This is a genomic window from Croceicoccus sp. Ery15 (genome assembly GCF_020985305.1).
Lineage (GTDB): Bacteria > Pseudomonadota > Alphaproteobacteria > Sphingomonadales > Sphingomonadaceae > Croceicoccus.
In genome coordinates this window covers 1,042,807-1,067,815 of the sequence record NZ_CP087588.1, presented here as the reverse complement: position 1 = coordinate 1,067,815, position 25,009 = coordinate 1,042,807, and the positions used below count along the sequence as shown (strand labels likewise).

Here is a 25,009-nt window from a genome sequence, read left to right as displayed (position 1 = left end):
TTGAAAACTTCAACCGATGTGGTCGAACAGGCTCATGCCCGAGAGGCGTGTGAAACCGGCCTGGCTGGCTTCCAGAACGGTCATGGCTTCCTGCAGGCGGATCATGGTGTCGGCGATGTCGACCCCGCCGGTATCGGCTTCCTCCGCGGCGCGCATGACGCCCAGATCGGTCTGGCGCTCGGCCACGAAATCCAGCCACACCAGACGCGCGCCCAGCACGGTCTGGTTGGTGGCGATATTGTCGATGCCTGCCGTCAATCCGCCCAGCGCGTCGCGCGCGGCCTGCGCCGTGTCGGCCGCGCCGCCCGCCAGCGCCAGCGACAGATCCTTGACGATGTTGAGGAGATTGGCAGGCGTGCCATCGACATCGATGCCGAAAATGGCCGGGCCGGTGATCGACCGGATCACGGTCTGACCGTCGCCCAGATCGATTTCGCCCGATGCCGCCGTGCCCAGATAGGCCGCATAGCCGGTGCCGTCGATTTCATAGGCATCGCCGGTCGCCGCCCCGCCGAACAGCGCATGCCCGCCCGTGTCGCGCGCATTGGCCAGCGCGACCAGCTGCGTATGGATTTCCTCGATCTCGATTCCGATGGCGGCGCGCTGCGTATCGTTCAGCGTTTCCGACCCCGCCTGGATCGCCAGATCGCGCGCCCGCGTGACCAGATTGGCCATCGACGTCAGCGCCGCATCGGCCAGTCCCAGATCGCCTGCCGCGCGGTTGGTGTTCGACTGGTCAACCTCTGCCAACCGATCTGCGCGCGACAATGTGCGCAGCCGCGCGGCCGCGACGGGATCGTCGGATGCCCGCTCCAGCCTTTCGCCGGTGGACAGCTGGCCCTGCATTTTTTCGGCCTGTTTGCGAAGCGCCGTCATATCCACGCGCGATTTGGCGTAGAATGCCGTTGTGCCGGTTCCGTAAATGCTCATCGCGTGCCTCACCTGATGCCGAGGATGGTGTCGAAAATATCGCTGGCGACCTGCATGACGCGGCCCGATGCCTGAAACGCCTGCTGGAACCGGACGAGGTTGACCGCCTCTTCGTCCAGATCGACGCCCGCCTGCGCCTGCAGGGCGATATTGGCGTTGTCCGCAATCGCGGCCAGCGTGTCGCGCGTGACGGTCTTCCCGTTCACCATGGCGGACACGTCGAACAACAGGCCGTTCAGCCCCGATGCGACGCCGCTGCCGGTCAATGCCGCGGACAGGGCGGCCAGATTGCTGCCGTCGCTGCTGTTCGCGGGCGATCCGGCGGGGGCGGTGGCAATAAGCGAGCCGTCGGAGATGACCAGCGCCATATCGCCCGCACCGGTACCGGTGAACATGGCGGGCGCGGCGCTGCCGTCCAGCGCGGCACCGGCAGACTGCGCAATATTGGCGGCAGTGACGACATCCATCGCCAGCGTATCCAGCCGCAGCCGTACATCGGCCAGTTCGTCCAGCGCCTGAGCATGGCCTGCCAGCGATCCGGCGGCGGGCACCACCGCGCTGCCGCCAAGGTCGAACGACAATGTTCCGTCCGCCGCGCTTGTAAGCGACAACGAGGTCGCTGTGCTGCCATCCAGCATCAGCGGCCCGCTCGCATCGCCGGCGCGGATCGTGACCGTCTGGTCGGGTGCGATTTCGGCATGGATGCCGATTTTGCCCGATAATTCGCCCAGCAGATAATCGCGCCGGTCCAGCAAGGCCGCCTGATCCGAGGAACCCGCGGCACTGCGCGCCAGCTTGGTGTTCAGCACGGCAAGCTCGCCGGTCAGCAGATTGGCCTGCGCCACATCGGCACCGGCTTCGAATGTCACGCCGTCACCTGCTGCCGCCAGCGCCGCATTGGCAAGGTTGAACGTCGATGCCATACCGCGCGCCGCTTCCAGCGCGGCAGCGCGCAGCGACCGGTCGACCGGATCGCTCGCCAGCTGGTTCAGCGCGGCTTCGAAATCGACCAGCGCGTCATACAGGCCGCTCTGTTCCAGCGCGCTTTCGATATTGGACAGGCCCGACAGTTCCGCATCGGCGCGGGCAAGGTCCGATCCGGTGCGGCGCACTTCGGACTGGCGGAACGCATCGGCATTGCGGATCACCGCATTCAGCCGCACGCCCGACAGGGACAGATTGCCGACTGCCGACAGCTCGCCAGATGCCACCACCTCGTTCAGCTGGACGGTGCGGCGGACATACCCCTGAGAGGAGGCATTGGCGATATTGCTGGCGGTTACATCCAGCGCCTGCCGCGCGGTGCGCGCGCCGCTTTGCGCAATCGAGATGAGATCGGATGCCATTGCGGCCTACTCCTTGGAATCCGGGGTTTGGGGATCGGCACTGGCCACCTGCGCCTCGATCATGGCGGCCAGCCCCAGCAGGCCTTGCTGCGATGCGATGTCGGCAAATGCCTCGTCGCGCATCTGGCGGAATGTGTCCGATCCGTTCGATCCGAACAGATCGCTGCGGATCGCGCTGTCGCGCGCGGCCGACAACATCTGGCGCAGGAAGATCGCCTCGAAATCCTGCGCGGCGCCGGCCAATTGCGACCGCTCTTTCGCGGATGAAGCTGCGTCGGCAGCGGTGCCGATTGCCATGCTCACAGGATCACCATTTCGGCTTTCAGCGCGCCCGCCTGTTTCAACGCTTCCAGAATGGCGACCAGATCGGATGCGCCCACACCCAGCAGGTTCAGCGCATCGACGATTTCCGACAGCGAGGCACCGGGCTGGAACAGCGCGACCTGTCCGCCGCTTTCGGTGACGGAGATGTCGGAGCTTTCCTCTTGCGCGGTCTGTCCGCGGCTGAAGGGGGCGGGCTGGACGATCATCGGGTTCTCGTCGATGCGCACCGTCAGCGTGCCGTGGCTGATCGCGGCGGGCGACAGGCGCACCGCGCTGTTGATTACGACCGTGCCGGTGCGCGAGTTGACGATCACCTTGGCAGGTGTTTCGGCGGGCGCGATTTCCAGCATTTCGATCGCCGCCATCAGGCTGGCTCGGCGGTCCGACCCGGCGGGCAGGCGCAGCGCCAATGTCACCCCGTCCTCTATGCTCGCCGTACCGGGCAGCATGCGGTTGATCGCATCGCGCACGCGGCTTGCCGTCAGGAAATCGGCGTTGAACAGATTATAGCGCAGCACCTCTCCGCTATCGAAACCCGTGTCGACCGCGCGTTCCACGCTGCCGCCATCGGCGATGCGCCCGACAGTCGGCACGTTGACGGTCAGTTTCGACCCGTCGGCAGCGGATACGCCCAGACCGCCCACGGCCAGATTGCCCTGCGCCATGGCGTAAATCTGCCCGTCCGCACCATAAAGCGGGGTCAGGATCAGCGCGCCGCCACGCAGCGACTTGGCCTTGCCCATTGTCGAAACGGTCACGTCGATACGCTGGCCGGGTTTGGCAAAGGCAGGCAGATCGGCAGTGACGATAACGGCGGCGGCGTTCTTCAGCGAAGGCTGAACCCCCGCGGGCAATTGCAGGCCCATGCGGCCCGACACGCCCTTCATCGCCAGTGTCACATATTCCAGATTGTCGTCGCCCGTGCCGGGAAGCCCGACGACGATGCCATATCCGGTCAGCTGGTTCGACCTGACGCCCTGAAACTGGCCAAGGTCGCGCACCCGTTCGGCATGGGCCGTCGCGGGCAACACGGCCGTGCACAGGGCTGCAAGGATAAGGATAAAACGGCGCATCGTTCCGGCTCCGTCAGAATGGGCTGATGATCGAGAAGAAGCGCGACAGCCATCCCGGGCGGCTTGCCCGCTGAAGGTCGCCCTTGCCTGAATATTCGATGGCGGCATCGGCCACGCGGCTCGACATCACCGTGTTTTCCGCGTCCACATCGGCAAGGCGGATGATGCCGCGAAAACGCACCCATTCATCCCCCTGGCTGAGCAACATGTTCTTTTCCCCTTGCACCAGTGCGGTTCCGTTCGGCCGCACTTCGACGATGGTCACGGCCAGCGCCGTGGCGAGCGAGCTGTTCTGCCCCGCGCTTCCGCTTCCCGAAAACGACCCCGCGCCCGAAGCTTTAAGGTCCGACGGGTCGAGAAAGGCGAAGGGACCGGTCAACGGCGGGACAAAGGAGAGGCTGCCGCTGCGGTCGTTCTTTGAACGCACCGATTTCGACGTGACCGTGCTCTCGACCAGCAATATGGTGACAAGGTCGCCAACCCGATGTGCGCGGGTCCCTTCATACAGGCCGGTATAGCCCGACGACGGCTGGAATATTCCGCCGGTCGGGGCAGGGGGCACCGATGGCATATAGGTTGGCGCAGCAGGGGCCGGTTCGTATCCGGCATCCTGTGCCTGCGCGGTCGATGCGCAGGCAAGAAGGGCGACAAGAACGAGCGGGCGCATGGTCACAGCGTCTGGTTCGCGTTCTGCAGCATCTCGTCGACCGAGGAGATCATCTTGGAATTGATCTCGTAAGCGCGCTGCGTTTCGATCATGTCGACCAGTTCCTGAACGACATTGACATTGCTGCCTTCCAGCATGCCCTGTTGCACATGGCCGCGCCCTTCCTCGCCCGCGATGCCCAGAAGGGCGGGGCCGCTGCCCGCGGTTTCTTCCAGATAATTGCCCGCGACAGGGCGCAATCCGCCCGGATTGGCAAAGCTGGCGATGGTCAGCTGTCCCAGTTCGACCGGATCGCCATCGCCCGCCACCATGGCCGACACGATGCCGTCGTCGCCGATGGTCAGCGATGTCATTCCTTCGGGAATAGTGATCTGCGGCTGCACGGGGTAACCCTGCGAAGTGACCAGCAGCCCTTCGGACGAGCGGGTGAAATTGCCCGCGCGCGTATAGCCCATCTGGCCGCCTGGCATCTCCACCTGGAAATGGCCGTCGCCATCGAGAGCGAGGTCGAGCGCATTGCCTGTCGCGTTCAGCGTGCCTTGGGTGACGATCCGGCTGGTCGACTGGACCTGAACGCCGGTGCCAAGGTTCAGCCCCTCGGCATATTCGGTCTGGTTGCTGCTTTGCTGCCCCGCCACCCGCGCGGCCTGATAGGCAAGGGTCGAAAAATTGGCGCGGTCGCGTTTAAAGCCGGTGGTGGCGACATTGGCGAGGTTGTTGGCGATGACGCGCATGCGCGCATCCTGCGCCTCAAGCCCCGTGCGGGCGACGTGAAGTGCCGAGCTGGGCATGGAAATTCTCCTTTAGCTAAGCCGCATGAGGCGGGCCGCGCTCTCGTCGAGATCGCGGGCGGTAGAGACGACATTGGTGCGGATATCGAACAGGCGCTGGGCTTCGATCATGTCGACCAGCACTTCGGAGGGAACGACATTCGATCCTTCCAGCGCGCCGGTGACGACCTTGGCGTCCAGATCGGCTGGCAGAATACCGCCCCCTCTGACGCGGAACTGACCGTCCAGCCCTTTCACCAGATCGCTGCCGGTGGCACTGGCCAGTTTCAGGCGGCCAATCTGTTCGGGCGCAGCCTCCGGCACGGCGGGGTCGGTCAGCAGGATCGCGCCATCGGGTGCAATCGCGATGTCGCCGCCCAAGGGGACGGTCACCGGCCCGGCATCGCCGATCACCGGAAGTCCGTCGCCCGTCTGCAGCACGCCCGTGGGCGAGACCGACAGATCGCCGCGCCGCGTATAGGCTTCCGTCCCGTCCAGCGCCTGCACCGCCAGCAGGATGTCGCCCTGCATCGCGATATCCAGCGGTCGGCCCGTATCGTTGACCGATCCGTCGGCCATTTGGGCGCCGCGAACCTCTGTCCGGTTCTGGGCGCGTACTTCAACCGGCCCGCCATCCAGCGTCACGGGACGGGAATCGAAGATCTCGGCCTTGAAGCCGGTGGTCTGCGCATTGGCCATATTGCTGGCGATGGCGCGCTGGCGCACCATGCTGGCGTTCATGCCCGACACGGCGGAATAGATCAGCCGGTCCATGATCAGGTCCGAAGGTTGATGATCGTCTGGCTGATCTGCGTCGCCGTATCGATCGCCTTGGCATTGGCCTGGAAATAGCGTTGCGCGGTGATCAGGCTGACCAGCTCTTCCGACAGATCGACATTCGACCGTTCGATCGCGCCCGACATGATACCGCCATTGCGCCCCGTATTCGGCGCGCCGTAAGTGGCGACACCCGAAATGCCGGTCGAGGACCAGTTCGACGACCCTTCCTGCCGCAGCCCCGTCGGGGTCGTGAAATTGGCCAGCGCCACCGTGCCCAGCGCGGTGCTGGTGCCATCGGCATAGGATGCGATCATCGACCCGTCGGAATTGACGGTAATGCCCGCAAACTCGCTGCCCGCCCCATTGACCAGCGGGACCATTGCCCCGACCGGTGCATCCACCGCGGGATCGGCGCCGGGGGCGAATATCTGCAGCACATTGCCCGCGCCGTCCTGCACATTGCCGGCCTCGTCGATGCCAAAGCCGCCATTGCGGGTATAAAGCGTCTTGCCGTCGGCCAGCGACACGGTCGAAAAGAACCCGTCGCCCGTGATCGCCAGATCGAGCGAAGCGCCCGTCTGCTCGATCGGGCCCACGTCGAAGTTCTGGGTGATCGAATCCACCGACGAGCCGATCCCGATCAGCATGCGCGGATCGGCATTGGCCGAACCGGCCACCAGATCGGCGAAATTGGCCGTCGATTTCTTGAAGCCGCTGGTTTCGGCATTGGCGATATTATGGGCCGTGACGTTCAGGCCCGTCTGGGCATTCTTCAGGCCGCTGAGCGAAGTATAGAAAGACATGGGGGTTACTCCTTTCCGGCCGCGAGCGCCGCAATGGCGTCGAGCTTGGCGGAAATCTGGTCGAGCACGCTGTTCGTTTCCGAACTGGCGGACAGCTGCGAAAACTGGGCCAGCTGGGCCAGCATCTCCTTGTTGTCGACCGGATCGAACGGGTCCTGATGCTGCATCTGCACCGTCATCAGCTTCAGGAAATCGCTTTGGTCGAGCGAGGCGAAGCCGCCGCCGGTCGAGGAACTTGCGGTTGCGGTCGTCGCGGAAGTTACAGAGGAAATCGTCATTTCAGCCTCATCGTGTCGAGCATCAGTTGCTTGGTGGTGGAAAGTGCCTCGACGATGTTCTGGTACTGGCGCGATGCTTCCAGCATCTCGACCATCTCGGCATTCTCATCGACGGGGGCGACCCAGACTTCGCCATTGGCATCGGCCAGCGGATGGCCGGGGTCATAGCGGCGGGTGGGGGCGGTATCCTCGCGCACGACGGCGCTGACGCGCACGCTGGACTGGCCGGTGGCGCGATCGAGATCCTCGGCGAAAACGGCGCGCAAGGGGCGATAGGCTTCCCCCTCGCTCGCGGCGACCGAACCAGCATTGGCGAGGTTCGAGGCCGCCGCGTTCATGCGGACCATCTGGGCCGACATGCCGCGCTGGGCGAGGGTAAAGGCGGTCAGGGGACGGTCGGCCATCGTCATTCGCCCCGGATCGCGCGGGTCACCGTCTCGACCCGCGTGCGGATCAGGTCGAGCGTGGCGGCATAGCCGACGGCGTTTTCCGAAAATGCGATCTGTTCGTTCTGCAGCTCGACCGTATTGCCGTCGAGCGAGGCGATTACCGGCACGCGGAACAGGGTCGCGCCGTCAGCGGCCCGATCGACGCTAGTACCGCCGGCGACGCGCGCCAGGGCCGCGCCGACATCGATGTCGCGTGCCTTGTAACCGGGGGTTCCGGCATTCGCGATATTCGACGCCAGCACGCCCATGCGCTGCGAGCGCAATTGCAATGCCGCCCCGTGAATTCCAAACAGATCGCCCGACATGATCGGCCCTTTCCTGCTGTGCGATAGTCGGTTGATGGGTTTGCAAATGCCGTGCCAACCGGGCGAAAACCGCGGTTCTTCGCGCTTTTCAGGATGTGGCGGCAGGATTGGCCGTGCAGGCGGCAACAGGGTGCGGCAAAGCGTTGCCGGTATGGCGGCAAACGCGCGCCGCCCCCTGAAAAACGCGCCGCGCCATCCGTTCTGGCCCGCATAAGGAGCCGCAATAGCCATGGATTTCGCCGCGCTGATCGATCCCGTTTCTGCCGCCATCGTCGTTGGCGGCACGGCGCTGGCCACCTTGCTGCGGGCGGGGCTGGGCGAATGCCGCGCTACGCTGGCGACGATCCGGCATCTTGCCTCCCGCGAATTCGACGCCGACGATCTGCGCAGCGATCTGGCGCGCATGGTGCAGGATGTGCGGATCGACGGGCTGGTCAGGACCGAACCCTATTATTTCCGCGACCGCGCCAGCCAGCTTGCCGCCAAGGCCATGATCGACGCGCGTTCGATCCCGCTGTTTCACAAGCAGATGGCGCGTTATCGCGCGCGGCGTCTGGCCGATAACCGCCGTGCCTTCGCCACGCTGGCCATGGCGGCGGAAACCGCGCCGGCGTTCGGGCTGGCGGGCACGCTGCTGGCCTTGTCGCAATTGCCGTCCGATCCCGCCGCAGGGATGAACGCGGCGCTGGCGGCGGCAGTGCTGACCACGCTGTATGGCGTGCTGCTGGCCCATCTGGTCCTTACCCCGCTGGCCGAGGCGATCCGCCGTTCGGGCGAGGCGGAGGAACAGGCGCGCGACGAATTATTGCGCTGGACCGCCGCGCAGCTGGAGGGAGCTGTGGTTCATCCACTGCCCGACGGGGCGGACGGGGCAGACGGGGCAGGCGCAGCGGACAGGGTCTTCGCCGCGTGATGGGGCATCGCGGTATGAAGGGTCATCGCGGTATGAAGGGGCAGGCGGGCTGGGCGATCATGCTGGCCGATCTGGCCCTGATCATGTTCATCGTGACCGCGCAATATGCCTCGGCAGACCGCGCCGCAGACTTGCCCGCGCCCGATCCGGTCCCTCAGGCGTTCTATCGCGCATTGCCCGATGCGCCGCCTTTGGGCGAATGGCTGCGGCAAAATCCCGCGGGCGCGGGGGCGAGCCTGCAAATCACCATCGGATACGATCCTGCCAATGCCGCCGTCGCGATGGATCAAGCCGCCCGCCTTGCTGCCGAAGCCGCCGGTGCGGGCGCCCATGCACGCATCGTGCTGATCCCCGACAGCCGCGAACAGGGCGCGGTGCTGGCCTATGACCATTGATGGCGCGCCGTGGGGGTTTTGCTGTCCTACACGCCCGATCCGGCCTATCGCCCGTTATCGAAGGCTCTTTCAAAACGTCGAATTTCCCCGCAACCCGACAATGTCACCCAAAGGCGCAAAAACCCGCGCATTTCCGGGAAAAACTCTGGGTGACACCTTGGGTGACAGATGTCACCTTTGTCACCCTCGCCGGATAGCCGGAATGCTTGGCACATATCTTGCAACGCAGCCGTGATGCACATCGTTACACGCTGCGAAAGGCCACGCCCATGTTCAACGCTTCTGCCCTGATCGTCCTGCTGATGGCCGCCGGTGCGCCGGTTCAGGATCTGGCCGCGCTCGATGACCGGATCGCGCAGTTTACCGGCGCAGCGATCGGAGAGGAAGGCGGCGCGATGCATCCGATCGACCGCAGGTTGAAATTGCGCCCCTGTGCCGCGCCGGTCGATATCGGCTGGCGAAGCGACGGCCGCGATACGCTGATCTTGCAGTGCCCCGATGCGGGCGGATGGCGGCTCTATATGCCGGTACGCGCGGCAGCGGTCGCGGCGGACGCCGGGGCCGAGGCAATCGCGGTGCAACGCGGCGATGCCGTTTCGATTGCGGTTGCAGGGCAGGGGTTCACCATCTCCCGCCCCGGACAGGCGCTGGAAAGCGGCGCGGTGGGCGACTGGATCAAGGTGCGCCCCGTAACCGAGGCCCGCCGCCGCGCCGACATCATGCGCGCACGGATAACCGCGCCGGGCGTGGTCAGCCTGCCTTCCGCCTGATCTCCGGCCCGAAAGGCCATTTTCCGCCGCCGCCCTTAAACTTCCCTTGCCGCATCCGTCCTGCCTTTCGGACCGCTGTTAGGGAAACGCGCAAATGGCAACGCATGATATCGGACCGATCCGCCCGGTCTTTACCGGCGACATCCGCCCGACGCCCCTTCGTACGGGGCCGGACATGGCATCGCAAAAAGCGCCCGCCGCCTCCGGCCTTTCGCTTTCCGACGCACTGGATCCGGGCGCGCCGCCCGTCGATGCCGACCGCGTCGCTGAAATCCGCAAGGCCATCGAAGACGGCACCTATCCTCTGGTGCCGCAGAAAATCGCCGATGCCATGATCGCAGCCGGCTTCATGCTAAGGACCGAAAAGTGAGCGAGACCGTCAAACTGAAGGAAGCGTTGCGGCAGATGCTTGCCGTGCTTGAGAGTGAGCGGCAAGCGATTGCCGGTCTCGACCTCGACGCGATTACGCTGGCTGCGCGCGAGAAGCTGGGCGTGTGCGACCGGCTGGATCATGCCGATGCCGCCTCGCTGGACGAGGAATGCCGCGCGATGAGCCGCGCCGCCCGCGACGCGAACGAGGTGAACCGCCAGATGCGCAATCTTGTCGCGGCCAATATCACCGCGCGGATCGATATGCTGAGCGGTTCGCCGCGCCTGTATGGCGCGAAACGCTATGCCGCGCTGGGGGCCTGAACTGGCACGGTAATTGCTTGGGTTGTTCTGTCACAGTCACCGACAGGATTGACCCGAATGAGTGGACCCCCGATTGAAGCCGTCTCCGGCACCGGCACAGCGATCCGCGCCGATATCGCCCGCGCCGCGCAGCGCACCGGAGAGGATTTCGAATTCCTGCTGGCACAGGCCCGCATCGAATCCTCGATGAACCCCGATGCAAAGGCCGCTACCTCCAGCGCGGCGGGTCTTTTCCAGTTTACCAATGCAACATGGCTGGGCACGCTGGAACGCCACGGCGCAAAGCACGGCTATGGCTGGGCCAGTGCGGCCATTTCGGACGGGCGCATCACCGACAAGGCGATGGCGGAACGGATCATGGGCCTGCGTTACGATCCCGCCGCATCGGCCCTGATGGCGGGGGAGCTCGCTGGCGATAACCGGATCGAAATGGCGCGCACGCTGGGCCGCCAGCCCGACGCGGCAGAGCTTTATCTCGCGCATTTCCTCGGCAGCGGCGATGCCGCGCGCTTTCTGAACGCGCTGTCCCGCGATCCCGATGCGTCGGCTACGGCGCTGCTGCCTGCCGCCAGCGCAGCCAATCGCGGCATATTCCGGCACCCATCGGGCGCGGAGCGCAGCCTTGGCGAAGTGATGGCCGTGATCGAAGCGAAGGTACAGGGCGCCATGAATGGCGCGGGCGAGTTCGTTTCGCCATTGCCCCACCGGCCCGCTCAGCCGGGGCCCGGCCTGCCTGTTCCGGGGGCCCTGCCGGTCGCCGCGCGGATCGCGGGCGGGCAATCCATGACCGCCAGGCTGCAGTCGATCTTCGGCGACACCGGCCAATCCACTCCGCCCGCCGTCAAGGCAGCCTATGCGCGGTTTGAAAGGTTCGGCCTGTGACGCCCGTCCCAACCGCGAAACGAGCCGCAGATCTCAGCGCGATGGCACTCCCGGCCGGGATCATCGCACTGATGCTGCTGATGATCGTGCCGGTACCGGCCATGCTGCTGGATGTGTCCTTTGTTCTTAATATCGCGCTGTCGGTGGCGATCCTGATGGCCGCGATGAACGCGCAAAAGCCGCTGGATTTCTCGTCCTTTCCCTCGGTCCTGCTGTTCGCGACCTTGCTTCGGCTGGCGCTGAATGTCGCTTCCACCCGCGTGGTACTGGTACATGGCCATGAAGGGGGTGCTGCGGCGGGCCATGTGATCGAGGCGTTCGGCGCATTTGTGATCGGCGGCAATTTCGCGGTCGGAATTTTCGTTTTCCTGATCCTGATGATCATCAACATGGTAGTGGTGACGAAGGGTGCAGGGCGCGTGTCCGAAGTGTCGGCGCGTTTCACCCTCGATGCCTTGCCGGGCAAGCAAATGGCGATCGATGCCGATCTGGCTGCCGGCATTCTGACCGCCGATGAAGCCAAGGCCCGGCGCCGCGAAGTGGCAACGGAGGCGGACTTCTACGGCTCGATGGATGGTGCGTCGAAATTCGTGAAGGGCGATGCGATCGCGGCGCTGCTGATCCTGGCGGTGAACATCATTGCGGGGCTGTGCCTTGGCATGATTACCCACGGCCTGTCCGCGGCCGAAGCGGCCGAGACCTATATGCAGCTCGCCATCGGTGATGCTCTGGTCGCGCAAGTGCCCTCGTTGCTGCTGTCGATCGCGGCAGCGGTGATCGTCACCCGCGTATCCGACGCGCGCGATCTGGCAGGGCAGATCGGCGGGCAATTTGCCGATCCGCGCAGCTGGCTGCCGGTGGGCGTGGTGCTGGCTGCCGTGGGGATGATCCCCGCCATGCCGCAGTCGATCTTCCTGCCCGCAGCGACAGGGGCGTTCTGGCTGGCGCATAGGCTGAAGAAACGCGCCGCACGGCCTGCAACGGTCGCGGCCATATCAGCGCCCGTCGATCCGCATCGCATCGATCTGGATCAGGTGACCGACATGGCGCTCGTCAGCATAGAGTTTGGCTATGGTCTCGTCCCCTTGGTGGATGAGAAAAAGGGCTCGCCATTGCTGGCCCGCATCACTGGCGTGCGCAAGCAATTGTCGCGCAATTTCGGCTTCGTTGTCCCGCAATTCCGGCTGCGCGATGCGCTGGACATGGCGCCCTATGACTATCGCATCATGTTGGGCGGGGTAATGCTGGGCGGCGCGGCGGTGCAGCCGGGCCGTGTGCTGGCCATCGATACGGGAGAGGCCAGCCGCAATCATCACCTGAAGGGGGATGAAACCCGCGACCCCAGCTTCAATTGCCCTGCCTTGTGGATAGACAAGGGCAACCGCGACCATGCCACGGCAGCCGGTTTTCTCGTCGTCGATCCGGGCACGGTCATCGCCACCCATCTGAACCAGTTACTGGGAGAGCGGGCGCATGATTTGCTGGGGCCGGACGAGGTGCGCGACCTGATCGAGGCGACCAAGGCCCATTCGGCCAGCCTGATCGAGACCATCCATCCGCAGCCGCTGTCTCTGGCCGCCGTGACCCGCGTGCTGCGCAGCCTGCTGGAGGATGGCATCGCGATCACCCATCCGGTGCCGATCTTCGCAAGTCTCTCGCGTGTGGTGCAGGTGACCCAGGATCACGAGGCATTAGTCGACCGCGTGCGCAGCGATCTGGGCGCGACCATTGTGGGGCGGATCTGCCCGCCGACCCGATCGCTGCCCGTGGTCACACTGGATGGCGGGCTGGAAAGCGCGATCCTGCAGGGGCTGCGCGATCCGGTGACAGGCTGGCCGGTGATCGAGCCCGATCTGGCAACTACCATTGCCCGCCGCGTGAAGCAGATCGTGGACGAGCGCGGGCCTGCGGCCATTCCACCAGCGCTGGTGGTTCAGCCCCAATCGCGGCGCGCCATCGCATCGCTGGTTCGCCAGCGGACCCCTGAAGTCATCGTAATCTCGATTGGCGAACTGCCTGCCAGCCAGCCCATCGAAGTGATCGAGGTGATCGGTGCCAGCGCCCCGATTGCAGCAGCCGACAATATGGAGATGGCGGCATGATGCATAACCAGACGGCATTTGGCAGGACGCGGCAGACCGCCCGCAATGCCTATTCCGGCAGCGCGGAGGAACGGATCAGGGACTTTATGCCCATGGTCAAAAGGCTGGCATGGCATGCCCATGGCAGCGGAAGGCCCGGCATAGAGATCGAGGATCTGATCCAGGTCGGGCTGATGGCGCTGGCTGAATGTGCGCAGCGTCATCGGGGGCGGTCCGAAATGGGCGAGGGGGAGCAGGGGAGCGAGCACGCCTTTGCCGCCTATGCCAAGATGCGCGTGCGCGGTGCGATGTTCGACCTGATCCGGCGAGAGGCACCCACGACCCGAACCGCCGCCCGTAAACGGCGCGAGATCGAAGCGGCGGCGCATCGGCTGGCACAGCAACTGGGACGCAATCCCAGCGATGGCGAACTGGCAGCGGCGATGGAAGTGAACCCGCGCGAAATATCGTCGCTGCGCGCGTTTAGCGAGCCTTTGCGGTTTGATCCGATCGACCGGTGCTACTCCGACAGCAACGCTGCCTTTGCCGGTGACACCCCCGATGGCTTGTCTGCCATGCAAGATGCGGAGCAGGGCGCCTTACTGGCCGCCGCGATCGCCGCCTTGCCCGAAAGGTTGCAGATGATCACCCAGCTTTACTTTGTAGAGGAATTGAATCTGGCAGAGATCGCGGCCGTGCTGGGGGTCAGCATACCGCGCGTCCACCAGTTGAAAGCGCAGGCGCTCGACAGGCTGCGGGCGACGATGACGGCCAGCGATCCGGGACCGGAAGAGGCCTGCTGATGCTGTTGAACGAAACGTCCGTTCAATGCGAACGCGCTTTACGTCGAGCTTGCCGTCGGGGGGAAAGGAACGCCGTGATAAACCCGACGCCCCATGAAAAATGCATGATAGGGGCTGCGACCACACCGGCCAGCGCGCAACGGGCGCGTAGCTTGCGATAGATGTGCAATGTCGCGACCACGACACAAGTCATGTAAAGAACCGGCAAGACCAGAAACCACGGCGAGAATAGTGACAACACCATGCACAAGCCCACCGATAGAACCGTAAGGGGCGGCAGAAGTTGGCGAAGCCGCAGCCCGTTGCGATGCTTCATAAGATTGCGCGCCCGACCTGCCCCATAGGCAAAATACTGAGTGGCCAAAGCCTTGGGCGTAGCGCGGGGTAAATAGGTGATTGTGGAATCGCTGCTGAACCAGATTTTCCCACCCGCCGCGCACAGCCGCACGTCAAACTCGGCATCTTCGTTCGTTGCAAAGCTTTCGTCATAACCGCCGATGGTGGCGAAATAATGCCGGTCGAACAGAGCATGATGGCCATGATCGACAAAGCGGGAATCGCCGCCGACCCGATGAATGGCACCACCTGTACCGATGACGCTGTTCGACACCATGCCGACTGCACGTTGAAAACAGGTCTGGCCTTCCGCTTTCAGCCGGGTGACCACGCTTTGTGCACCTGATGTAACAGCCGCACCGAGCAGATTTTCCACGAAGTCTTCGGGGTATAACGAATGCGCATCAGCTCTGATGAAATAGCGCGTATCGTGATCGATTTCTGCCACAGCAAGGTTGATGCCCGATGATTGCAACCGATCGGCATTGTGGATCAGTCGGACCCTTTCGTCTTTACGCGCAAATGACCGGACCAGATCACAGGTCGCGTCACTGCTGCCGCCGTCGACAACGATGATTTCATTGCAGCATCCGAGCGACTGATTGGCGAGCGATTCCAACGTTGCCCATATATATGCCTCTTCATTCAGGGTCGGAATGACGATTGCGACCAGCGCCGATTGTGTTTCGGTCGCAAAGTCGAAGGCGGCATTACCCATGGCGCAACCGCATATATTTCACCGTCCCAATGGAAGGGTGGGATAGGGTGAGAGGTGCGAAGTTCTTGCGTTTCAAAGCCACGTCAAGCGACCTCCGTGACAATCGAAAAATCGAACGGCATCAGTATGCTGCCCTTGCAACAAGACCGCGCTTGCCCCCTTTGCGCCATCTCAAATCAATAAAAGCAGCTAAAGCTATAGTGACTTAATACAGTTTTATCCATGTTGGTTTCAAACGTTTATCGCACTGCAGCAACTATCAGTCTGAAAAATCATCATCAAATCTTGAAATTTCCCCCGACATGGAGGGTCTGGCGGCTATCGGGCCTGTGTCTAAAGAAACGTCAGGATCGGGGCTCACAAGGGCGATGGTGGCACGTGGGTTGCAACATTGAAATGCAATATGCACACGTAAACGTGCGACTGCCGGACTATCTGGCCGCCGCGCGGAATTGCGTAAAACTGGGTGTCAGATAGATGGGTCATTTTCCGGGCCTGATCCGATAAACGCTCTGCCATGGCAACGGTGCGAATTACGCATAACGCAATGTGTACCCGGTCACTTGAGAATACTGCAAGTGATAATCAGGCTCGGTCCACGCGAACTTCCCACTCAAACGGGTTATACAGCCCGGTGTCTGCAGGCGTATGCTTTTTATAATGTGCCAATCTTCTGGAACGATGTATTTTCCCGGGGGATTTCTAACATCTTCGAGGTTTCAAATTGTCAGGGCATGACGGCGTGATCAGGAAATGCTGCAAATTGGACTCTTGATTCTTTGACTTGATCTTATCTATTGAAAATTTCAGCATTTTTTTGGGAAACGTAAGTCTCATTCCCCTCTTCGGTTGCGTTGAGGTGCACACTCGGGTTAGGCCACTCGCATATGGGATTTTCGCAGAACGAAAATCTCGTGCGATGATCGGCAAAGTGCGCAGACTTGAACCCGCGCCAATAATTCTTAAATTTTGAAGAGAATTGAAACGAGTGACTCGTTTTCGTGATCACCAAGCCATGGAACAACAAGATAAAACTGCCGAAAGGCCCGAAGATAGACCGATCGAAGAGCATTTTTTCGAGCGGTCGATTGCGTTCAACCTTCGCCGCAGTTTCAACAAAGTCACCGATGAAGTCGATTCCGCCCTGTCGGACTTTGCACTTAGCTCGCACCAGTTCGGTGTGATGACGACAATCTATTTCGGGCGCGCCTCTACTCCCAGCGAAGTGGCGCGGCTGCGGTTCCAGAACGGAGCGGCGATTACCTATACGCTTGACCGCTTGGAGCAGCGCGGCTTGTTGAAACGCACGCGTTCGCGCGATGACAAGCGGGTCATCACGCTGGTCCTTACCGATGAGGGGCGGGAACTGACGCGGCAATGCATGGCAATTGCCGTCGATGTGCAGAACCGCATGGCGGAGGGCCTGTCGCCGGAAGAGCGCGAATTGCTGTTCGATATGCTGCGCCGCGTTTGCGAGAACTAGGCGCCTAGAACCATGTGCGGATGCCGATTACCAAGGCGCCCGTCGACGCGTCCCCTCCCGATGCATGGGTGAAACGCTTGGTATCTCCGAATTTCCAACTGAAATCATACCCGATATAGGGCGCAAATTCAGGCGCGATCCGGTAACGCAAGCGCAGCCCCGCCTCTATCCCCGTCACTCCCGATCCAAGCTGCTGTTCGGGAATGTCCTGAGCAGAAAGCGCCAGTTCCGTCCGAGGCTGGAGGATCAGGTCTTGCGTGATCTTCTGGTCGTATTCAGCTTCGATCCGAGCCGTCAGTTCCCCCTTGTCGGACAGGAAGAGCGCGGCATCGGTTTCGATATTATAGGGCGCAAGTCCCTGCACGCCAAGCACACCATGGGTGCGTCCGCCCGATTGCAGATCCTGTTTTATACCGGCCTGCACATCGAACCACGGCCCGATGGCATGCGACCACAGAGCCTGTATCTCGGCATCCTCTATGTCGCCTTGGAAAGGGCTTTCGCCTTCCGACTTAATTGTCAGCCGGTCGAGATCGCTGCCATAAAAGCCCTGAATATCCCAAAGATAGCCATCCTCATCGCCCAGACGCGCTTCCAGCCTTTCTGCCAGAAACTGGCCAAAGCGCATGCCGCCGTTTTCGCGGTAAAATTCGGTGCGGCTGTCGCGCATTGCATCTGAACCCCAGATCGTATCGGCGGCCCGCACGGGCCCTGAAAAGGCTGCTGGCGGGGTAGCGGTTGGGCAGGGCTGGCGTTTCGGACTGCACCGCGTCGCCTCGCATGGCGTGCCCCATCGCCGCATGGTCTATCCGGGAATGGTCCATCGGCGCGTGATCATGCTCCGGCGGATCTTCCGCGACGGTATCAGGCTGGGATTCCGGCGACATCTGGTGACCGGAATGATCGCCATGCATGTCATGCGATTGCGCGATGGCTTGCGCGGGCAAGCCTGCAACGAGCAGGAGAAGAAAGCGCTTCATCGCGCGCCATCCAGCGGACGCACGGTGACAACCTGAAACATTCCCGAATGCATGTGATACAGTAAATGGCAGTGAAAGGCCCAATCACCCGGCTCGTTCGCAGTCAGGTCGAAAGTGGCCGTGCCGCCCGGTTGCACGATAAGCGTGTGCTTCAGCGGTTGATGCGCATCGTCTGCGCCGTTTACCAGCTCGAAGAAATGGCCGTGAAGATGGATCGGATGCGCCATCATCGTATCGTTGACCAGCTTCACGCGCACCCGCTCGTCGAAAGCGAACCGTATGGGATGGTCGCTGACGGCATTCAGCTTCTGCCCGTCGAAGGACCACATATAGCGTTCCATATTGCCGGTCAGATGGATTTCCATCTGCCGCTCGGGCGGGCGGACCGGATTGGGCCGCAAGGCTTTCAGATCGGTATAGCGCAGCACGCGGTGACCGGTTTTGTCGAGGCCGAGGCCGGGAAAATCCATCCGGTCCATCGGCATGGGCGCGATCATATCGACCCCCGCGCCGACATTGACCGTTTCGGGGACCGCAGATTTGTCGCGCATCGAATGATCCATGTCGGCGTGTTCCGCCATCATGCCCATGTCAGCCATGGTCAGTGTCACCGGTTCGCGCAGGGCAGGGGGCTCTGTCCGGTGGCCTGCCATGCTGGTCAGGCTGGCGATGCCCATTCCCGAACGGTCGATCGCCTCTGCCACGATGACATGCGCGCCCGCCTTGGGACTGACGATCACATCATAGGTTTCCGCGACGCCGATCTGGAACTCGTCAATTGCAACGGGCGCGACGTCCTGCCCGTCGGCCTGAACGACGGTCATCTCGGTGCCCGGGATCCGGATGTTGAAGAAAGTCATCGCGCTGCCGTTGATGATGCGCAGGCGCACGCGCTCTCCTGCCTGAAAAAGCAGTTCCAGATCGTCCGCCGGGCCGTGGCCGTTGATCAGATAGGCATATTCCGCGCCGGTAACATCCGAAATGTCGCGCGGATTCATGCGCATGCGGCCCCATGTCAACCGATCCCCCAAAGTCATGCCGCCTTCGTTCAGCGTCATCATCTGGCGGTTGTAATAATGCTCGCCCACTTTCAGATTGCGCATGATCGTATGTGGGTGATGCGGCGTGAATTCGGACAGGATCAATACGAATTCGCGGTCGTATTCATGCGGATCCGCAGCCGCGGGGTCGATGATAAGCGGGCCATAATGGCCAATCTGTTCCTGCAATCCGGAATGGCTGTGCCACCAATAGGTGCCCGCCTGCCGCACTGGAAAGCGATAGGTAAAGCTGTCGCGCGGGCCGATGCCGGGGAAGCTGACGCCGGGCACACCATCGAACTGGAAGGGGACGAGCATGCCGTGCCAGTGGATCGAGCTATCCTCGTCCAGACGGTTGGCGACATTGATCGTCACATCCTGCCCTTCGCGCAGCCGGATCAGCGGGCCGGGGATCGTGCCATTCACGGCCACCGCATGGCCGCTGCGTCCGCCCGTTGTGAAATGGGCGCGATCGATGGAAAGATCGATCACCTCGCCCGAGAGTGTTCCGAAACCTTTGGCCGCATTGTGCAGGCCCTGTCCCGCACCCCATGCGGGCAAGGGGAGGGTGCTGGCCCCGATGGCGGTCAGACCGCCGCGCAGCGCCGTGCGCCGGTCGAAGCTGGCGATTGCCTTGCGGGATGGTGGTGTTGGCGATGTGCTCACGCTTTACTCCTCCTCGCCTCATCTATATACCCCTTAGGGGTATCTCAAGAGGCAATTGGCGGGCGTGCAATGGGCGAGGCAAAGAAGCGCAAGATCAACCGGCTGAACCGCATCGCCGGTCAGGTGCAAGGCCTTGCCCGCATGGTCGAGGAGGATCGCTATTGCATCGATATACTGACGCAGCTTCAGGCCGTCCGCTCCGCGCTTGCCAAGGCGGAGAGCGAGATTTTGAAGGACCACGCGGCCTGCTGTGTGGCCGAAGCTATCGCATCGGGTGACGCGACAGAGCAAAAAGCCAAGTTCAACGAGCTGGTGGAACTGATGGAACGTCAACGCCGCTAGGCCCTAGCGGGTGGATCAGCGCCAGATCGATCAGCGATTGTCCGAAACGAAACGATCGCTGCGCGGCAGGCGGGGCAAGGCGCGCCCGAAACGGTCGGTCGGCATCAGTGGCTCTCCCTTCGCAGGATCATAGCCGAGAAAGCGTACCACCGCCTCGTGCAAAGGCTGGTCGAAACGCAGGCCCGCATTGCGTTCGTCATGCCAGACGACGACGCCCGACATGCGGATATTCCCGTCCTTCAGGTGCACGCGATCGCCATCGATGACGCGGTTCAGCGGCACTTCGATCATGCAGCCCGAGATCGATACATTGTAAAGAACCGCCATGAAATGACGGCCATCGATACGGCATTCGACCGGCCGGTCAGAGTTGAGGCGTTCGTGCTCTCGGCGCGACATCTTGTGGTCCCATAGTGTTTCGCTCCGCAATTCTAGCAAGTTGGGGTTAAGAACAGGTTCCCGTCTGCGAAATCGAGCACACTTGCGGGGCGCCCGGGAATGTCGCTAACGCCGGGGGGAGGAAAGAAGTGGACAGGGCGAGGCGGGGCGGATCATGGCAGCGGAGGAGCGCACGAACCTGTTTATCTGGTCGGTCCGCGTATTGGGTCCGCTGTGCGCATTGCTCGTCTGGATCGGCCTTTCGGGCGCGCAAGGTTTGCCTGAAGATGCACGTTTTGTGGCTGCTATTGCGACATTGATGGCGCTTTGGTGGATGACAGAGGCCATTCCGCTGGCCGCGACCGCGCTTTTACCGATCGTCCTTTTGCCCGTTTTCACTCCGCTGACCGTGGCCGAGGCTACGGCCCCCTATGCCAGTCCGATCGTCTTTCTTTTCCTTGGCGGATTTCTGATCGCCATTGCGCTGGAAAAATGGAACCTGCACCGCCGTGTCGCGCTGCTTACCTTGCGTCTGGTCGGCACGCGCCCGCGCCAGATCGTGCTTGGCATGATGCTGGCAACCGGTTTCCTGTCGATGTGGGTATCGAACACCGCCACCACGCTGATGATGTTGCCCATCGGCATATCGGTTATCGCGCTGGTCGCGGATGATAATGGCCACAGCGTTGAAGACACGGACAGCATTCACCTTTTCGGCCTTTGCATGATGCTGGCGATCGCATGGTCGGCCAGTATGGGCGGGCTGGGCACATTACTGGGCAGCCCGCCCAATGCGATTATAGCGGGTTACGCGGCGACCGAACTGGGCATCCGGATCGGATTCGTCGACTGGATGGTGATCGGCGTGCCGACCGCCTTTGCCTTTATCCTGATCGGCTGGTTCCTGATGACGCGCCTGCTTTATCGCTTTGACATTGGGGAAATCTCGGGCGGCAAGGCGATGATCGACCATCAATATGCCAGCCTTGGCCCGGTCAGTCAGGGCGAGAAAATGGTCCTGGGCGTATTCTGTTGCGCTGCACTTCTGTGGATTGCGCCGGGCATACTGGCGGGGCTGGTCGATCTGCCTGCCTGCATGAGCGCGCTGGACGACGCGGCGATTGCCATTGCAGCAGGAGTGGCCCTGTTCATCCTTCCCGCGCGGGGCAATTCGGAAATGGTGCTGACATGGAAGGACGCGGAGGAAGGCCTGCCGTGGGGCGTGTTGCTGTTGTTCGGCGGCGGGCTCAGCCTTGCGATGGGGGTCGCGGCGACGGGGCTGGACGGCTGGCTGGGATCGCTGGTCGCCGGACTGGCCGCATTACCCGCTTTGCTGCTGGTTGCCGCGGTTGTCGCACTGGTCATTTTCCTGACCGAAGTGACGAGCAATACGGCAACGGCGGCAACCTTCATCCCCATTCTGGGTGCGGTGGCGCTGGGTATGAATGCCGATCCGATGTCATTGCTGGTGCCGGCGGCTTTCGCGGCGACCTGCGCCTTTATGCTGCCCGTCGGTACTCCGCCCAATGCCATCGTGTTCAGCACCGGCCGCGTTTCGATCGCCGAGATGGCACGCGGCGGTTTCGTGCTGAACCTGGTCGGCGTGCTGCTGATCACGCTGTTCTGCTATTGGCTGGGCGGACTGGCCATGGGCATCCGCTTTTAGCCAGACCGGGGGCGATCACTGCGGGATCGGGCGGAAATCGGCATGCTGCAGCGTCATCATATAGGCGGCGAGGTGGTCGATATCCTCTGGCGCGATTTCGAAGTTCATGTCCTGCGGGAAATTATGCGAATTATCGAGCCACGGAACCAGCGTTTCCTGCGTGACGCCTGGCCGGTTCACCACCGCTTCGAAACGCGGTGATTGCGGATTGGGCGAAAGGCCGGTCAATTCGACGGCATGGCACGATGCGCACCGGGTGACTGCAAACTCGTGCCCCAGCGCAACCGGATCATCAGCCGTTCGGGCATCGGCTTCCGCTATCGGCGAACACGCGGCAGTCGTCATTCCGGCCCACAAGATGGCAAACACAATTCCCGCCTGCGTTCGTTTCGCTGTCGAAGTCATGTCGATTTCCTCCCCTGTAGCAGCGTTCAAATTACCTTTGTGTCAGCATGAGAACGGCGGTGCAAAATTAGACCACGGTAGCGGCGGCGAAGTGCTGCTGCGGGCGGCGTAAAAGTCGTCCACTTTTTCCCTTTTCGCGATGCTGGCGAGGAGGGATGAGGGATTTACACCGTGGAACTTTACCTGAAGGTTCGTCTTGCCTGCGCGGGCGGCATGAGCGCCCGGGCGGCAGCGAAGCATTTCAACATATCGCGCGACACGGTCCGCAAGATGCTGTCGTATTCCGAGCCGCCCGGTTACCGTCGCAGCGCCCCGGTGCGGCGACCGAAGCTGGAAGCGTTCATACCGATCATCGACGGCTGGCTGGATGGGGACCGGTCGGTCCCGCGCAAGCAGCGCCATACGGCGAAGCGTGTGTTCGATCGCCTTCGCGAAGAGCATGGCTTCACCGGAGGCTACACGATCATCAAGGATTACATCCGGGATCGGGATCAGCGCAGCCGGGAGATGTTCGTGCCGCTGGCACACGCACCCGGCCATGGGCAGGCAGATTTTGGAGAAGCTCTGGTCGAGATCGGCGGGGTGGAGCAGAAGGCGCACTTCTTCGTGCTCGATCTGCCGCACAGCGACGCCTGCTACGTACGCGCCTATCCGGCTGCCGTTGCCGAGGCCTGGATGGACGGCCATGTCCACGCCTTTGCGTTCTTCGGCGCGGTGCCGCTGTCGATCGTCTACGACAACGACCGCTGCCTGGTCTCGAAGATCCTGCCTGACGGGACGCGGCTGCGCGCGAGGCTGTTCAGCGCCTTCCTGTCGCACTACCTGATCCGTGATCGTTACGGCCGCCCCGGCAAGGGTAACGATAAGGGCGGCGTTGAAGGCCTTGTCGGCTATTGCCGGCGCAACTTCATGGTGCCGATCCCCCGGTTCCCGACATGGGAGGCGTTCAACCTGTGGCTCGAGGAGCAATGCCGCAAACGGCAGAACGACCGGCTGCGGGGCGAGAGTGAGACGATTGGCGAGAGGCTGCGGCGCGATCTGGCGGCGATGCAGGAACTGCCGGCTTCCCCCTTCGAGGCCTGTGACCAGACCAGCGGCCAGGTCTCATCGCAGGCGCTGGTGCGTTACCGGACCAACGATTACTCGGTGCCGGTGCGCTTCGGCCACCAGGAGGTGTGGATCAGGGGCTATGTCGACGAGGTGGTGATCGGTTGCCGGGGCGAGATCATTGCCCGCCATGTGCGCAGCTACGAGCGCGAGGATGTGATCTTCGATCCGATCCATTACCTTCCCCTGATCGAACAGAAGATCAATGCCCTCGATCAGGCCGCACCATTGCAGGGCTGGGACCTGCCCGAGGTATTTACAACGCTGCGCCGGCTGATGGAGACGCGCATGGGCAAGCATGGCCGGCGCGAATATGTGCAGGTACTGCGCCTGCTGGAGAGCTTCGCTCTGGCCGATCTGCATGGCGCGGTGAAGCAGGCCCTTGATATGGGCGCGATCGGCTTCGATGCGGTGAAGCATCTCCTGTTATGCCGGGTGGAGCGCCGCCCGCCCCGACTGGACATGGCGATCTATCCCTACCTGCCCAGGGCCAGAGTGGAGACAACATCGGCGCGCTCGTACATGCGGCTGTTGACCGGCGGAGCAGCGGCATGAGCAGCCAAGCTCCCGAACTGCTGCTCGCCAGCCACCTCAAGACGCTCAAGCTGCCAACCTTCCTGCGCGAGCATGACAAGCTGGCCCGGCAATGCGCAGCAGAGGGCGTAGATCATGTCCGCTACCTTGCTCGGCTTGTCGAACTGGAACTGATCGACCGGGAACGCCGGATGGTCGAGCGCCGGATCAAGGCCGCGCGGTTCCCGGCCGCCAAGAGCCTCGACAGCTTCGACTTTGCCGCCATTCCGAAGCTCAACAAGATGCAGGTGCTCGAACTGGCGCGTTGTGACTGGATTACCCGTCGCGAGAACGTCATCGCCCTTGGCCCGTCGGGGACCGGCAAGACCCATGTCGCGATCGGTCTTGGCCTGGCGGCCTGCCAGAAGGGCCTGACGGTCGGGTTCATCACTGCTTCCGCGCTGGTCAGCGAGATGATGGAGGCACGCGACGAACGCCGCCTACTGCGCTTACACAAGCAGATGACCGGCTATAAGCTTCTCATCATCGATGAGCTGGGGTTCGTGCCCCTCTCCAAAACCGGCGCGGAACTGCTGTTCGAGCTGATCTCACAGCGCTACGAACGCGGCTCGACGCTGATCACCAGCAACCTGCCGTTCGACGAATGGACCGAGACGTTCGGTTCCGAGCGCCTGACAGGCGCGCTCCTCGACCGGCTCACCCACCACGTCAGCATCCTCGAGATGAACGGCGAGAGCTATCGCCTGGCCCAGAGCCAGGCACGCAAAGCACGTCCCAACCCCTGACAGAAACGGCAATCCGGGTGTTGGCGACCCCCGCTCGGGCTACGCCCTCCCGGCGCTCGCCAACACCCGGATCAAGTGGCCTGGTTTTGCTCCGCCCAATGGACGACTTTTACGCCGCCGTTGACAGTCAGCAAGCGGCAAGGGTGATTTCCTATACTTCCCTGCCTGTTTTCATCGTGCGACTTCGGGGGCGCTCCGCTTCAGCCAAGGGGAATCCCCGATTGGGGCGGCAGGCCGGGAATCGTACAATGCAGCCACGGTCGGACGATGCATCGTCCAGATGGGAAACGCCGATTTCCCGCCATGG

Annotated in this window: 30 protein-coding genes; 14 read left to right on the top strand and 16 right to left on the bottom strand. The window is 62.7% G+C overall.

The window, feature by feature from the left end; translation table 11 throughout:
* Positions 1 to 9: 9 nt before the first annotated feature.
* From LOZ77_RS05295 to flgB, 11 genes are read right to left on the bottom strand one after another with little or no spacing between them, the layout of a single operon-like run.
* Positions 10 to 930 (bottom strand): flagellar biosynthesis protein FlgL, encoded by a 921-nt coding sequence (locus tag LOZ77_RS05295; protein WP_230281144.1) that lies wholly within the window; start codon positions 928 to 930, stop codon positions 10 to 12.
* Between the two features lie 8 nt (positions 931 to 938).
* On the bottom strand, positions 939 to 2,276 hold the full coding sequence (flgK, locus tag LOZ77_RS05290; RefSeq protein ID WP_230281143.1) for a flagellar hook-associated protein FlgK: 1,338 nt from the start codon (positions 2,274 to 2,276) through the stop codon (positions 939 to 941).
* A 6-nt stretch (positions 2,277 to 2,282) separates the two neighbouring features.
* The gene (locus LOZ77_RS05285; RefSeq protein WP_230281142.1) at positions 2,283 to 2,573 is read right to left on the bottom strand and encodes a rod-binding protein; all 291 of its coding nucleotides are present in this window, start codon (positions 2,571 to 2,573) and stop codon (positions 2,283 to 2,285) included.
* 2 nt (positions 2,574 to 2,575) lie between these two features.
* Complete coding sequence (locus LOZ77_RS05280) at positions 2,576 to 3,673, bottom strand: flagellar basal body P-ring protein FlgI (protein ID WP_230281141.1); 1,098 nt, start codon at positions 3,671 to 3,673, stop codon at positions 2,576 to 2,578.
* Between the two features lie 13 nt (positions 3,674 to 3,686).
* Positions 3,687 to 4,340, bottom strand: a complete 654-nt coding sequence (locus LOZ77_RS05275) for a flagellar basal body L-ring protein FlgH (RefSeq protein ID WP_230281140.1) — start codon at positions 4,338 to 4,340, stop codon at positions 3,687 to 3,689.
* Between the two features lie 2 nt (positions 4,341 to 4,342).
* Entirely contained in the window at positions 4,343 to 5,131 is a 789-nt protein-coding gene (gene flgG, locus LOZ77_RS05270) for a flagellar basal-body rod protein FlgG (protein ID WP_230281139.1), read from the bottom strand.
* Between the two features lie 12 nt (positions 5,132 to 5,143).
* Complete coding sequence (locus tag LOZ77_RS05265; RefSeq protein ID WP_230281138.1) at positions 5,144 to 5,884, bottom strand: flagellar basal body rod protein FlgF; 741 nt, start codon at positions 5,882 to 5,884, stop codon at positions 5,144 to 5,146.
* Positions 5,885 to 5,886: 2 nt separating this feature from the next.
* Entirely contained in the window at positions 5,887 to 6,693 is an 807-nt protein-coding gene (locus LOZ77_RS05260) for a flagellar hook-basal body protein (RefSeq protein ID WP_230281137.1), read from the bottom strand.
* A 5-nt stretch (positions 6,694 to 6,698) separates the two neighbouring features.
* Positions 6,699 to 6,971 carry a flagellar hook assembly protein FlgD gene (locus LOZ77_RS05255; protein ID WP_230281136.1) on the bottom strand — a complete coding sequence of 91 codons (273 nt, stop codon included), beginning with the start codon at positions 6,969 to 6,971 and terminating at the stop codon, positions 6,699 to 6,701.
* On the bottom strand, positions 6,968 to 7,375 hold the full coding sequence (gene flgC / locus LOZ77_RS05250; RefSeq protein ID WP_230281135.1) for a flagellar basal body rod protein FlgC: 408 nt from the start codon (positions 7,373 to 7,375) through the stop codon (positions 6,968 to 6,970). Before flgC ends, LOZ77_RS05255 begins: the two co-directional genes overlap by 4 nt.
* Positions 7,376 to 7,377: 2 nt before the next feature.
* Positions 7,378 to 7,725 (bottom strand): flagellar basal body rod protein FlgB, encoded by a 348-nt coding sequence (gene flgB, locus LOZ77_RS05245; protein ID WP_230281134.1) that lies wholly within the window; start codon positions 7,723 to 7,725, stop codon positions 7,378 to 7,380.
* Between the two features lie 229 nt (positions 7,726 to 7,954).
* On the opposite strand from flgB, the gene LOZ77_RS05240 reads away from it, so the two are divergent.
* The 8 genes from LOZ77_RS05240 to LOZ77_RS05205 all read left to right on the top strand — a co-directional run bounded on the left by LOZ77_RS05240 (position 7,955) and on the right by LOZ77_RS05205 (position 14,262).
* Entirely contained in the window at positions 7,955 to 8,638 is a 684-nt protein-coding gene (locus tag LOZ77_RS05240) for a MotA/TolQ/ExbB proton channel family protein (RefSeq protein ID WP_230281133.1), read from the top strand.
* Between the two features lie 14 nt (positions 8,639 to 8,652).
* Positions 8,653 to 9,033 carry a hypothetical protein gene (locus LOZ77_RS05235; protein ID WP_230281132.1) on the top strand — a complete coding sequence of 127 codons (381 nt, stop codon included), beginning with the start codon at positions 8,653 to 8,655 and terminating at the stop codon, positions 9,031 to 9,033.
* Between the two features lie 269 nt (positions 9,034 to 9,302).
* Positions 9,303 to 9,803 carry a flagella basal body P-ring formation protein FlgA gene (locus LOZ77_RS05230; RefSeq protein WP_230281131.1) on the top strand — a complete coding sequence of 167 codons (501 nt, stop codon included), beginning with the start codon at positions 9,303 to 9,305 and terminating at the stop codon, positions 9,801 to 9,803.
* Between the two features lie 94 nt (positions 9,804 to 9,897).
* Positions 9,898 to 10,173, top strand: coding sequence for a flagellar biosynthesis anti-sigma factor FlgM (flgM, locus tag LOZ77_RS05225; RefSeq protein ID WP_230281130.1), 276 nt, complete (start codon positions 9,898 to 9,900; stop codon positions 10,171 to 10,173).
* A complete protein-coding gene (locus LOZ77_RS05220; protein WP_230281129.1) occupies positions 10,170 to 10,496 on the top strand; it encodes a flagellar protein FlgN in 327 nt (108 codons plus the stop codon). The genes flgM and LOZ77_RS05220 overlap by 4 nt, the downstream gene beginning before the upstream one ends.
* A 57-nt stretch (positions 10,497 to 10,553) precedes the next feature.
* Entirely contained in the window at positions 10,554 to 11,378 is an 825-nt protein-coding gene (locus LOZ77_RS05215; RefSeq protein WP_230281128.1) for a transglycosylase SLT domain-containing protein, read from the top strand.
* A gap of 41 nt (positions 11,379 to 11,419) precedes the next feature.
* On the top strand, positions 11,420 to 13,480 hold the full coding sequence (locus tag LOZ77_RS05210) for a flagellar biosynthesis protein FlhA (protein ID WP_230281127.1): 2,061 nt from the start codon (positions 11,420 to 11,422) through the stop codon (positions 13,478 to 13,480).
* The gene (locus tag LOZ77_RS05205; protein ID WP_230281126.1) at positions 13,477 to 14,262 is read left to right on the top strand and encodes a sigma-70 family RNA polymerase sigma factor; all 786 of its coding nucleotides are present in this window, start codon (positions 13,477 to 13,479) and stop codon (positions 14,260 to 14,262) included. Before LOZ77_RS05210 ends, LOZ77_RS05205 begins: the two co-directional genes overlap by 4 nt.
* Before the next feature lie 22 nt (positions 14,263 to 14,284).
* On the opposite strand, the gene LOZ77_RS05200 is transcribed toward LOZ77_RS05205, so the two are convergent.
* Entirely contained in the window at positions 14,285 to 15,316 is a 1,032-nt protein-coding gene (locus LOZ77_RS05200) for a glycosyltransferase family 2 protein (protein ID WP_230281125.1), read from the bottom strand.
* 1,015 nt (positions 15,317 to 16,331) lie between these two features.
* Between LOZ77_RS05200 and LOZ77_RS05195 the strand changes: the two genes are divergently transcribed.
* Positions 16,332 to 16,799 (top strand): MarR family winged helix-turn-helix transcriptional regulator, encoded by a 468-nt coding sequence (locus LOZ77_RS05195; protein ID WP_230281124.1) that lies wholly within the window; start codon positions 16,332 to 16,334, stop codon positions 16,797 to 16,799.
* A 4-nt stretch (positions 16,800 to 16,803) separates the two neighbouring features.
* Here the strand turns inward: LOZ77_RS05195 and LOZ77_RS05190 are convergent, their stop codons facing one another.
* Entirely contained in the window at positions 16,804 to 17,469 is a 666-nt protein-coding gene (locus LOZ77_RS05190) for a copper resistance protein B (RefSeq protein WP_230281123.1), read from the bottom strand.
* Here LOZ77_RS05190 and LOZ77_RS05185 point away from each other — a divergent pair.
* Positions 17,453 to 17,815 carry a hypothetical protein gene (locus LOZ77_RS05185; protein ID WP_230281122.1) on the top strand — a complete coding sequence of 121 codons (363 nt, stop codon included), beginning with the start codon at positions 17,453 to 17,455 and terminating at the stop codon, positions 17,813 to 17,815. The two genes, LOZ77_RS05190 and LOZ77_RS05185, sit on opposite strands and share 17 nt — an antisense overlap.
* Here the strand turns inward: LOZ77_RS05185 and LOZ77_RS05180 are convergent.
* On the bottom strand, positions 17,776 to 19,449 hold the full coding sequence (locus LOZ77_RS05180) for a multicopper oxidase domain-containing protein (protein WP_370638067.1): 1,674 nt from the start codon (positions 19,447 to 19,449) through the stop codon (positions 17,776 to 17,778). The genes LOZ77_RS05185 and LOZ77_RS05180 overlap by 40 nt on opposite strands.
* Before the next feature lie 105 nt (positions 19,450 to 19,554).
* Here LOZ77_RS05180 and LOZ77_RS05175 point away from each other — a divergent pair, with 105 nt between their 5' ends.
* Positions 19,555 to 19,827 (top strand): metal-sensitive transcriptional regulator, encoded by a 273-nt coding sequence (locus LOZ77_RS05175; RefSeq protein ID WP_230281121.1) that lies wholly within the window; start codon positions 19,555 to 19,557, stop codon positions 19,825 to 19,827.
* Between the two features lie 30 nt (positions 19,828 to 19,857).
* Here LOZ77_RS05175 and LOZ77_RS05170 read toward each other — a convergent pair whose 3' ends face one another.
* A complete protein-coding gene (locus tag LOZ77_RS05170) occupies positions 19,858 to 20,226 on the bottom strand; it encodes a PilZ domain-containing protein (RefSeq protein WP_230281120.1) in 369 nt (122 codons plus the stop codon).
* Positions 20,227 to 20,380: 154 nt separating this feature from the next.
* Here LOZ77_RS05170 and LOZ77_RS05165 point away from each other — a divergent pair, with 154 nt between their 5' ends.
* Positions 20,381 to 21,871, top strand: coding sequence for a DASS family sodium-coupled anion symporter (locus tag LOZ77_RS05165; protein ID WP_230281119.1), 1,491 nt, complete (start codon positions 20,381 to 20,383; stop codon positions 21,869 to 21,871).
* A 15-nt stretch (positions 21,872 to 21,886) separates the two neighbouring features.
* Here LOZ77_RS05165 and LOZ77_RS05160 read toward each other — a convergent pair whose 3' ends face one another.
* On the bottom strand, positions 21,887 to 22,216 hold the full coding sequence (locus tag LOZ77_RS05160; protein ID WP_230281118.1) for a cytochrome c: 330 nt from the start codon (positions 22,214 to 22,216) through the stop codon (positions 21,887 to 21,889).
* A 231-nt stretch (positions 22,217 to 22,447) separates the two neighbouring features.
* Here LOZ77_RS05160 and istA point away from each other — a divergent pair, with 231 nt between their 5' ends.
* Together istA and istB are read left to right on the top strand one after the other, a co-directional pair.
* Positions 22,448 to 23,938, top strand: a complete 1,491-nt coding sequence (gene istA / locus LOZ77_RS05155) for an IS21 family transposase (protein ID WP_081261070.1) — start codon at positions 22,448 to 22,450, stop codon at positions 23,936 to 23,938.
* Positions 23,935 to 24,702, top strand: a complete 768-nt coding sequence (istB, locus tag LOZ77_RS05150) for an IS21-like element helper ATPase IstB (RefSeq protein WP_048578302.1) — start codon at positions 23,935 to 23,937, stop codon at positions 24,700 to 24,702. The genes istA and istB overlap by 4 nt, the downstream gene beginning before the upstream one ends.
* Positions 24,703 to 25,009: the final 307 nt, after the last annotated feature.

Excerpts from the sequence above, each read along its gene's own strand:
- LOZ77_RS05295 (WP_230281144.1), bottom strand. The coding sequence starts at position 930 with ATGAGCATTTACGGAACCGGCACAACGGCATTCTACGCCAAATCGCGC.
- flgK (WP_230281143.1), bottom strand. The coding sequence starts at position 2,276 with ATGGCATCCGATCTCATCTCGATTGCGCAAAGCGGCGCGCGCACCGCG.
- LOZ77_RS05285 (WP_230281142.1), bottom strand. The coding sequence starts at position 2,573 with ATGGCAATCGGCACCGCTGCCGACGCAGCTTCATCCGCGAAAGAGCGG.
- LOZ77_RS05280 (WP_230281141.1), bottom strand. The coding sequence starts at position 3,673 with ATGCGCCGTTTTATCCTTATCCTTGCAGCCCTGTGCACGGCCGTGTTG.
- LOZ77_RS05275 (WP_230281140.1), bottom strand. The coding sequence starts at position 4,340 with ATGCGCCCGCTCGTTCTTGTCGCCCTTCTTGCCTGCGCATCGACCGCG.
- flgG (WP_230281139.1), bottom strand. The coding sequence starts at position 5,131 with ATGCCCAGCTCGGCACTTCACGTCGCCCGCACGGGGCTTGAGGCGCAG.
- LOZ77_RS05265 (WP_230281138.1), bottom strand. The coding sequence starts at position 5,884 with ATGGACCGGCTGATCTATTCCGCCGTGTCGGGCATGAACGCCAGCATG.
- LOZ77_RS05260 (WP_230281137.1), bottom strand. The coding sequence starts at position 6,693 with ATGTCTTTCTATACTTCGCTCAGCGGCCTGAAGAATGCCCAGACGGGC.
- LOZ77_RS05255 (WP_230281136.1), bottom strand. The coding sequence starts at position 6,971 with ATGACGATTTCCTCTGTAACTTCCGCGACGACCGCAACCGCAAGTTCC.
- flgC (WP_230281135.1), bottom strand. The coding sequence starts at position 7,375 with ATGGCCGACCGTCCCCTGACCGCCTTTACCCTCGCCCAGCGCGGCATG.
- flgB (WP_230281134.1), bottom strand. The coding sequence starts at position 7,725 with ATGTCGGGCGATCTGTTTGGAATTCACGGGGCGGCATTGCAATTGCGC.
- LOZ77_RS05240 (WP_230281133.1), top strand. The coding sequence starts at position 7,955 with ATGGATTTCGCCGCGCTGATCGATCCCGTTTCTGCCGCCATCGTCGTT.
- LOZ77_RS05235 (WP_230281132.1), top strand. The coding sequence starts at position 8,653 with ATGAAGGGTCATCGCGGTATGAAGGGGCAGGCGGGCTGGGCGATCATG.
- LOZ77_RS05230 (WP_230281131.1), top strand. The coding sequence starts at position 9,303 with ATGTTCAACGCTTCTGCCCTGATCGTCCTGCTGATGGCCGCCGGTGCG.
- flgM (WP_230281130.1), top strand. The coding sequence starts at position 9,898 with ATGGCAACGCATGATATCGGACCGATCCGCCCGGTCTTTACCGGCGAC.
- LOZ77_RS05215 (WP_230281128.1), top strand. The coding sequence starts at position 10,554 with ATGAGTGGACCCCCGATTGAAGCCGTCTCCGGCACCGGCACAGCGATC.
- LOZ77_RS05210 (WP_230281127.1), top strand. The coding sequence starts at position 11,420 with ATGGCACTCCCGGCCGGGATCATCGCACTGATGCTGCTGATGATCGTG.
- LOZ77_RS05205 (WP_230281126.1), top strand. The coding sequence starts at position 13,477 with ATGATGCATAACCAGACGGCATTTGGCAGGACGCGGCAGACCGCCCGC.
- LOZ77_RS05200 (WP_230281125.1), bottom strand. The coding sequence starts at position 15,316 with ATGGGTAATGCCGCCTTCGACTTTGCGACCGAAACACAATCGGCGCTG.
- LOZ77_RS05195 (WP_230281124.1), top strand. The coding sequence starts at position 16,332 with ATGGAACAACAAGATAAAACTGCCGAAAGGCCCGAAGATAGACCGATC.
- LOZ77_RS05190 (WP_230281123.1), bottom strand. The coding sequence starts at position 17,469 with ATGCGCGACAGCCGCACCGAATTTTACCGCGAAAACGGCGGCATGCGC.
- LOZ77_RS05175 (WP_230281121.1), top strand. The coding sequence starts at position 19,555 with ATGGGCGAGGCAAAGAAGCGCAAGATCAACCGGCTGAACCGCATCGCC.
- LOZ77_RS05170 (WP_230281120.1), bottom strand. The coding sequence starts at position 20,226 with ATGTCGCGCCGAGAGCACGAACGCCTCAACTCTGACCGGCCGGTCGAA.
- LOZ77_RS05165 (WP_230281119.1), top strand. The coding sequence starts at position 20,381 with ATGGCAGCGGAGGAGCGCACGAACCTGTTTATCTGGTCGGTCCGCGTA.
- LOZ77_RS05160 (WP_230281118.1), bottom strand. The coding sequence starts at position 22,216 with ATGACGACTGCCGCGTGTTCGCCGATAGCGGAAGCCGATGCCCGAACG.
- istB (WP_048578302.1), top strand. The coding sequence starts at position 23,935 with ATGAGCAGCCAAGCTCCCGAACTGCTGCTCGCCAGCCACCTCAAGACG.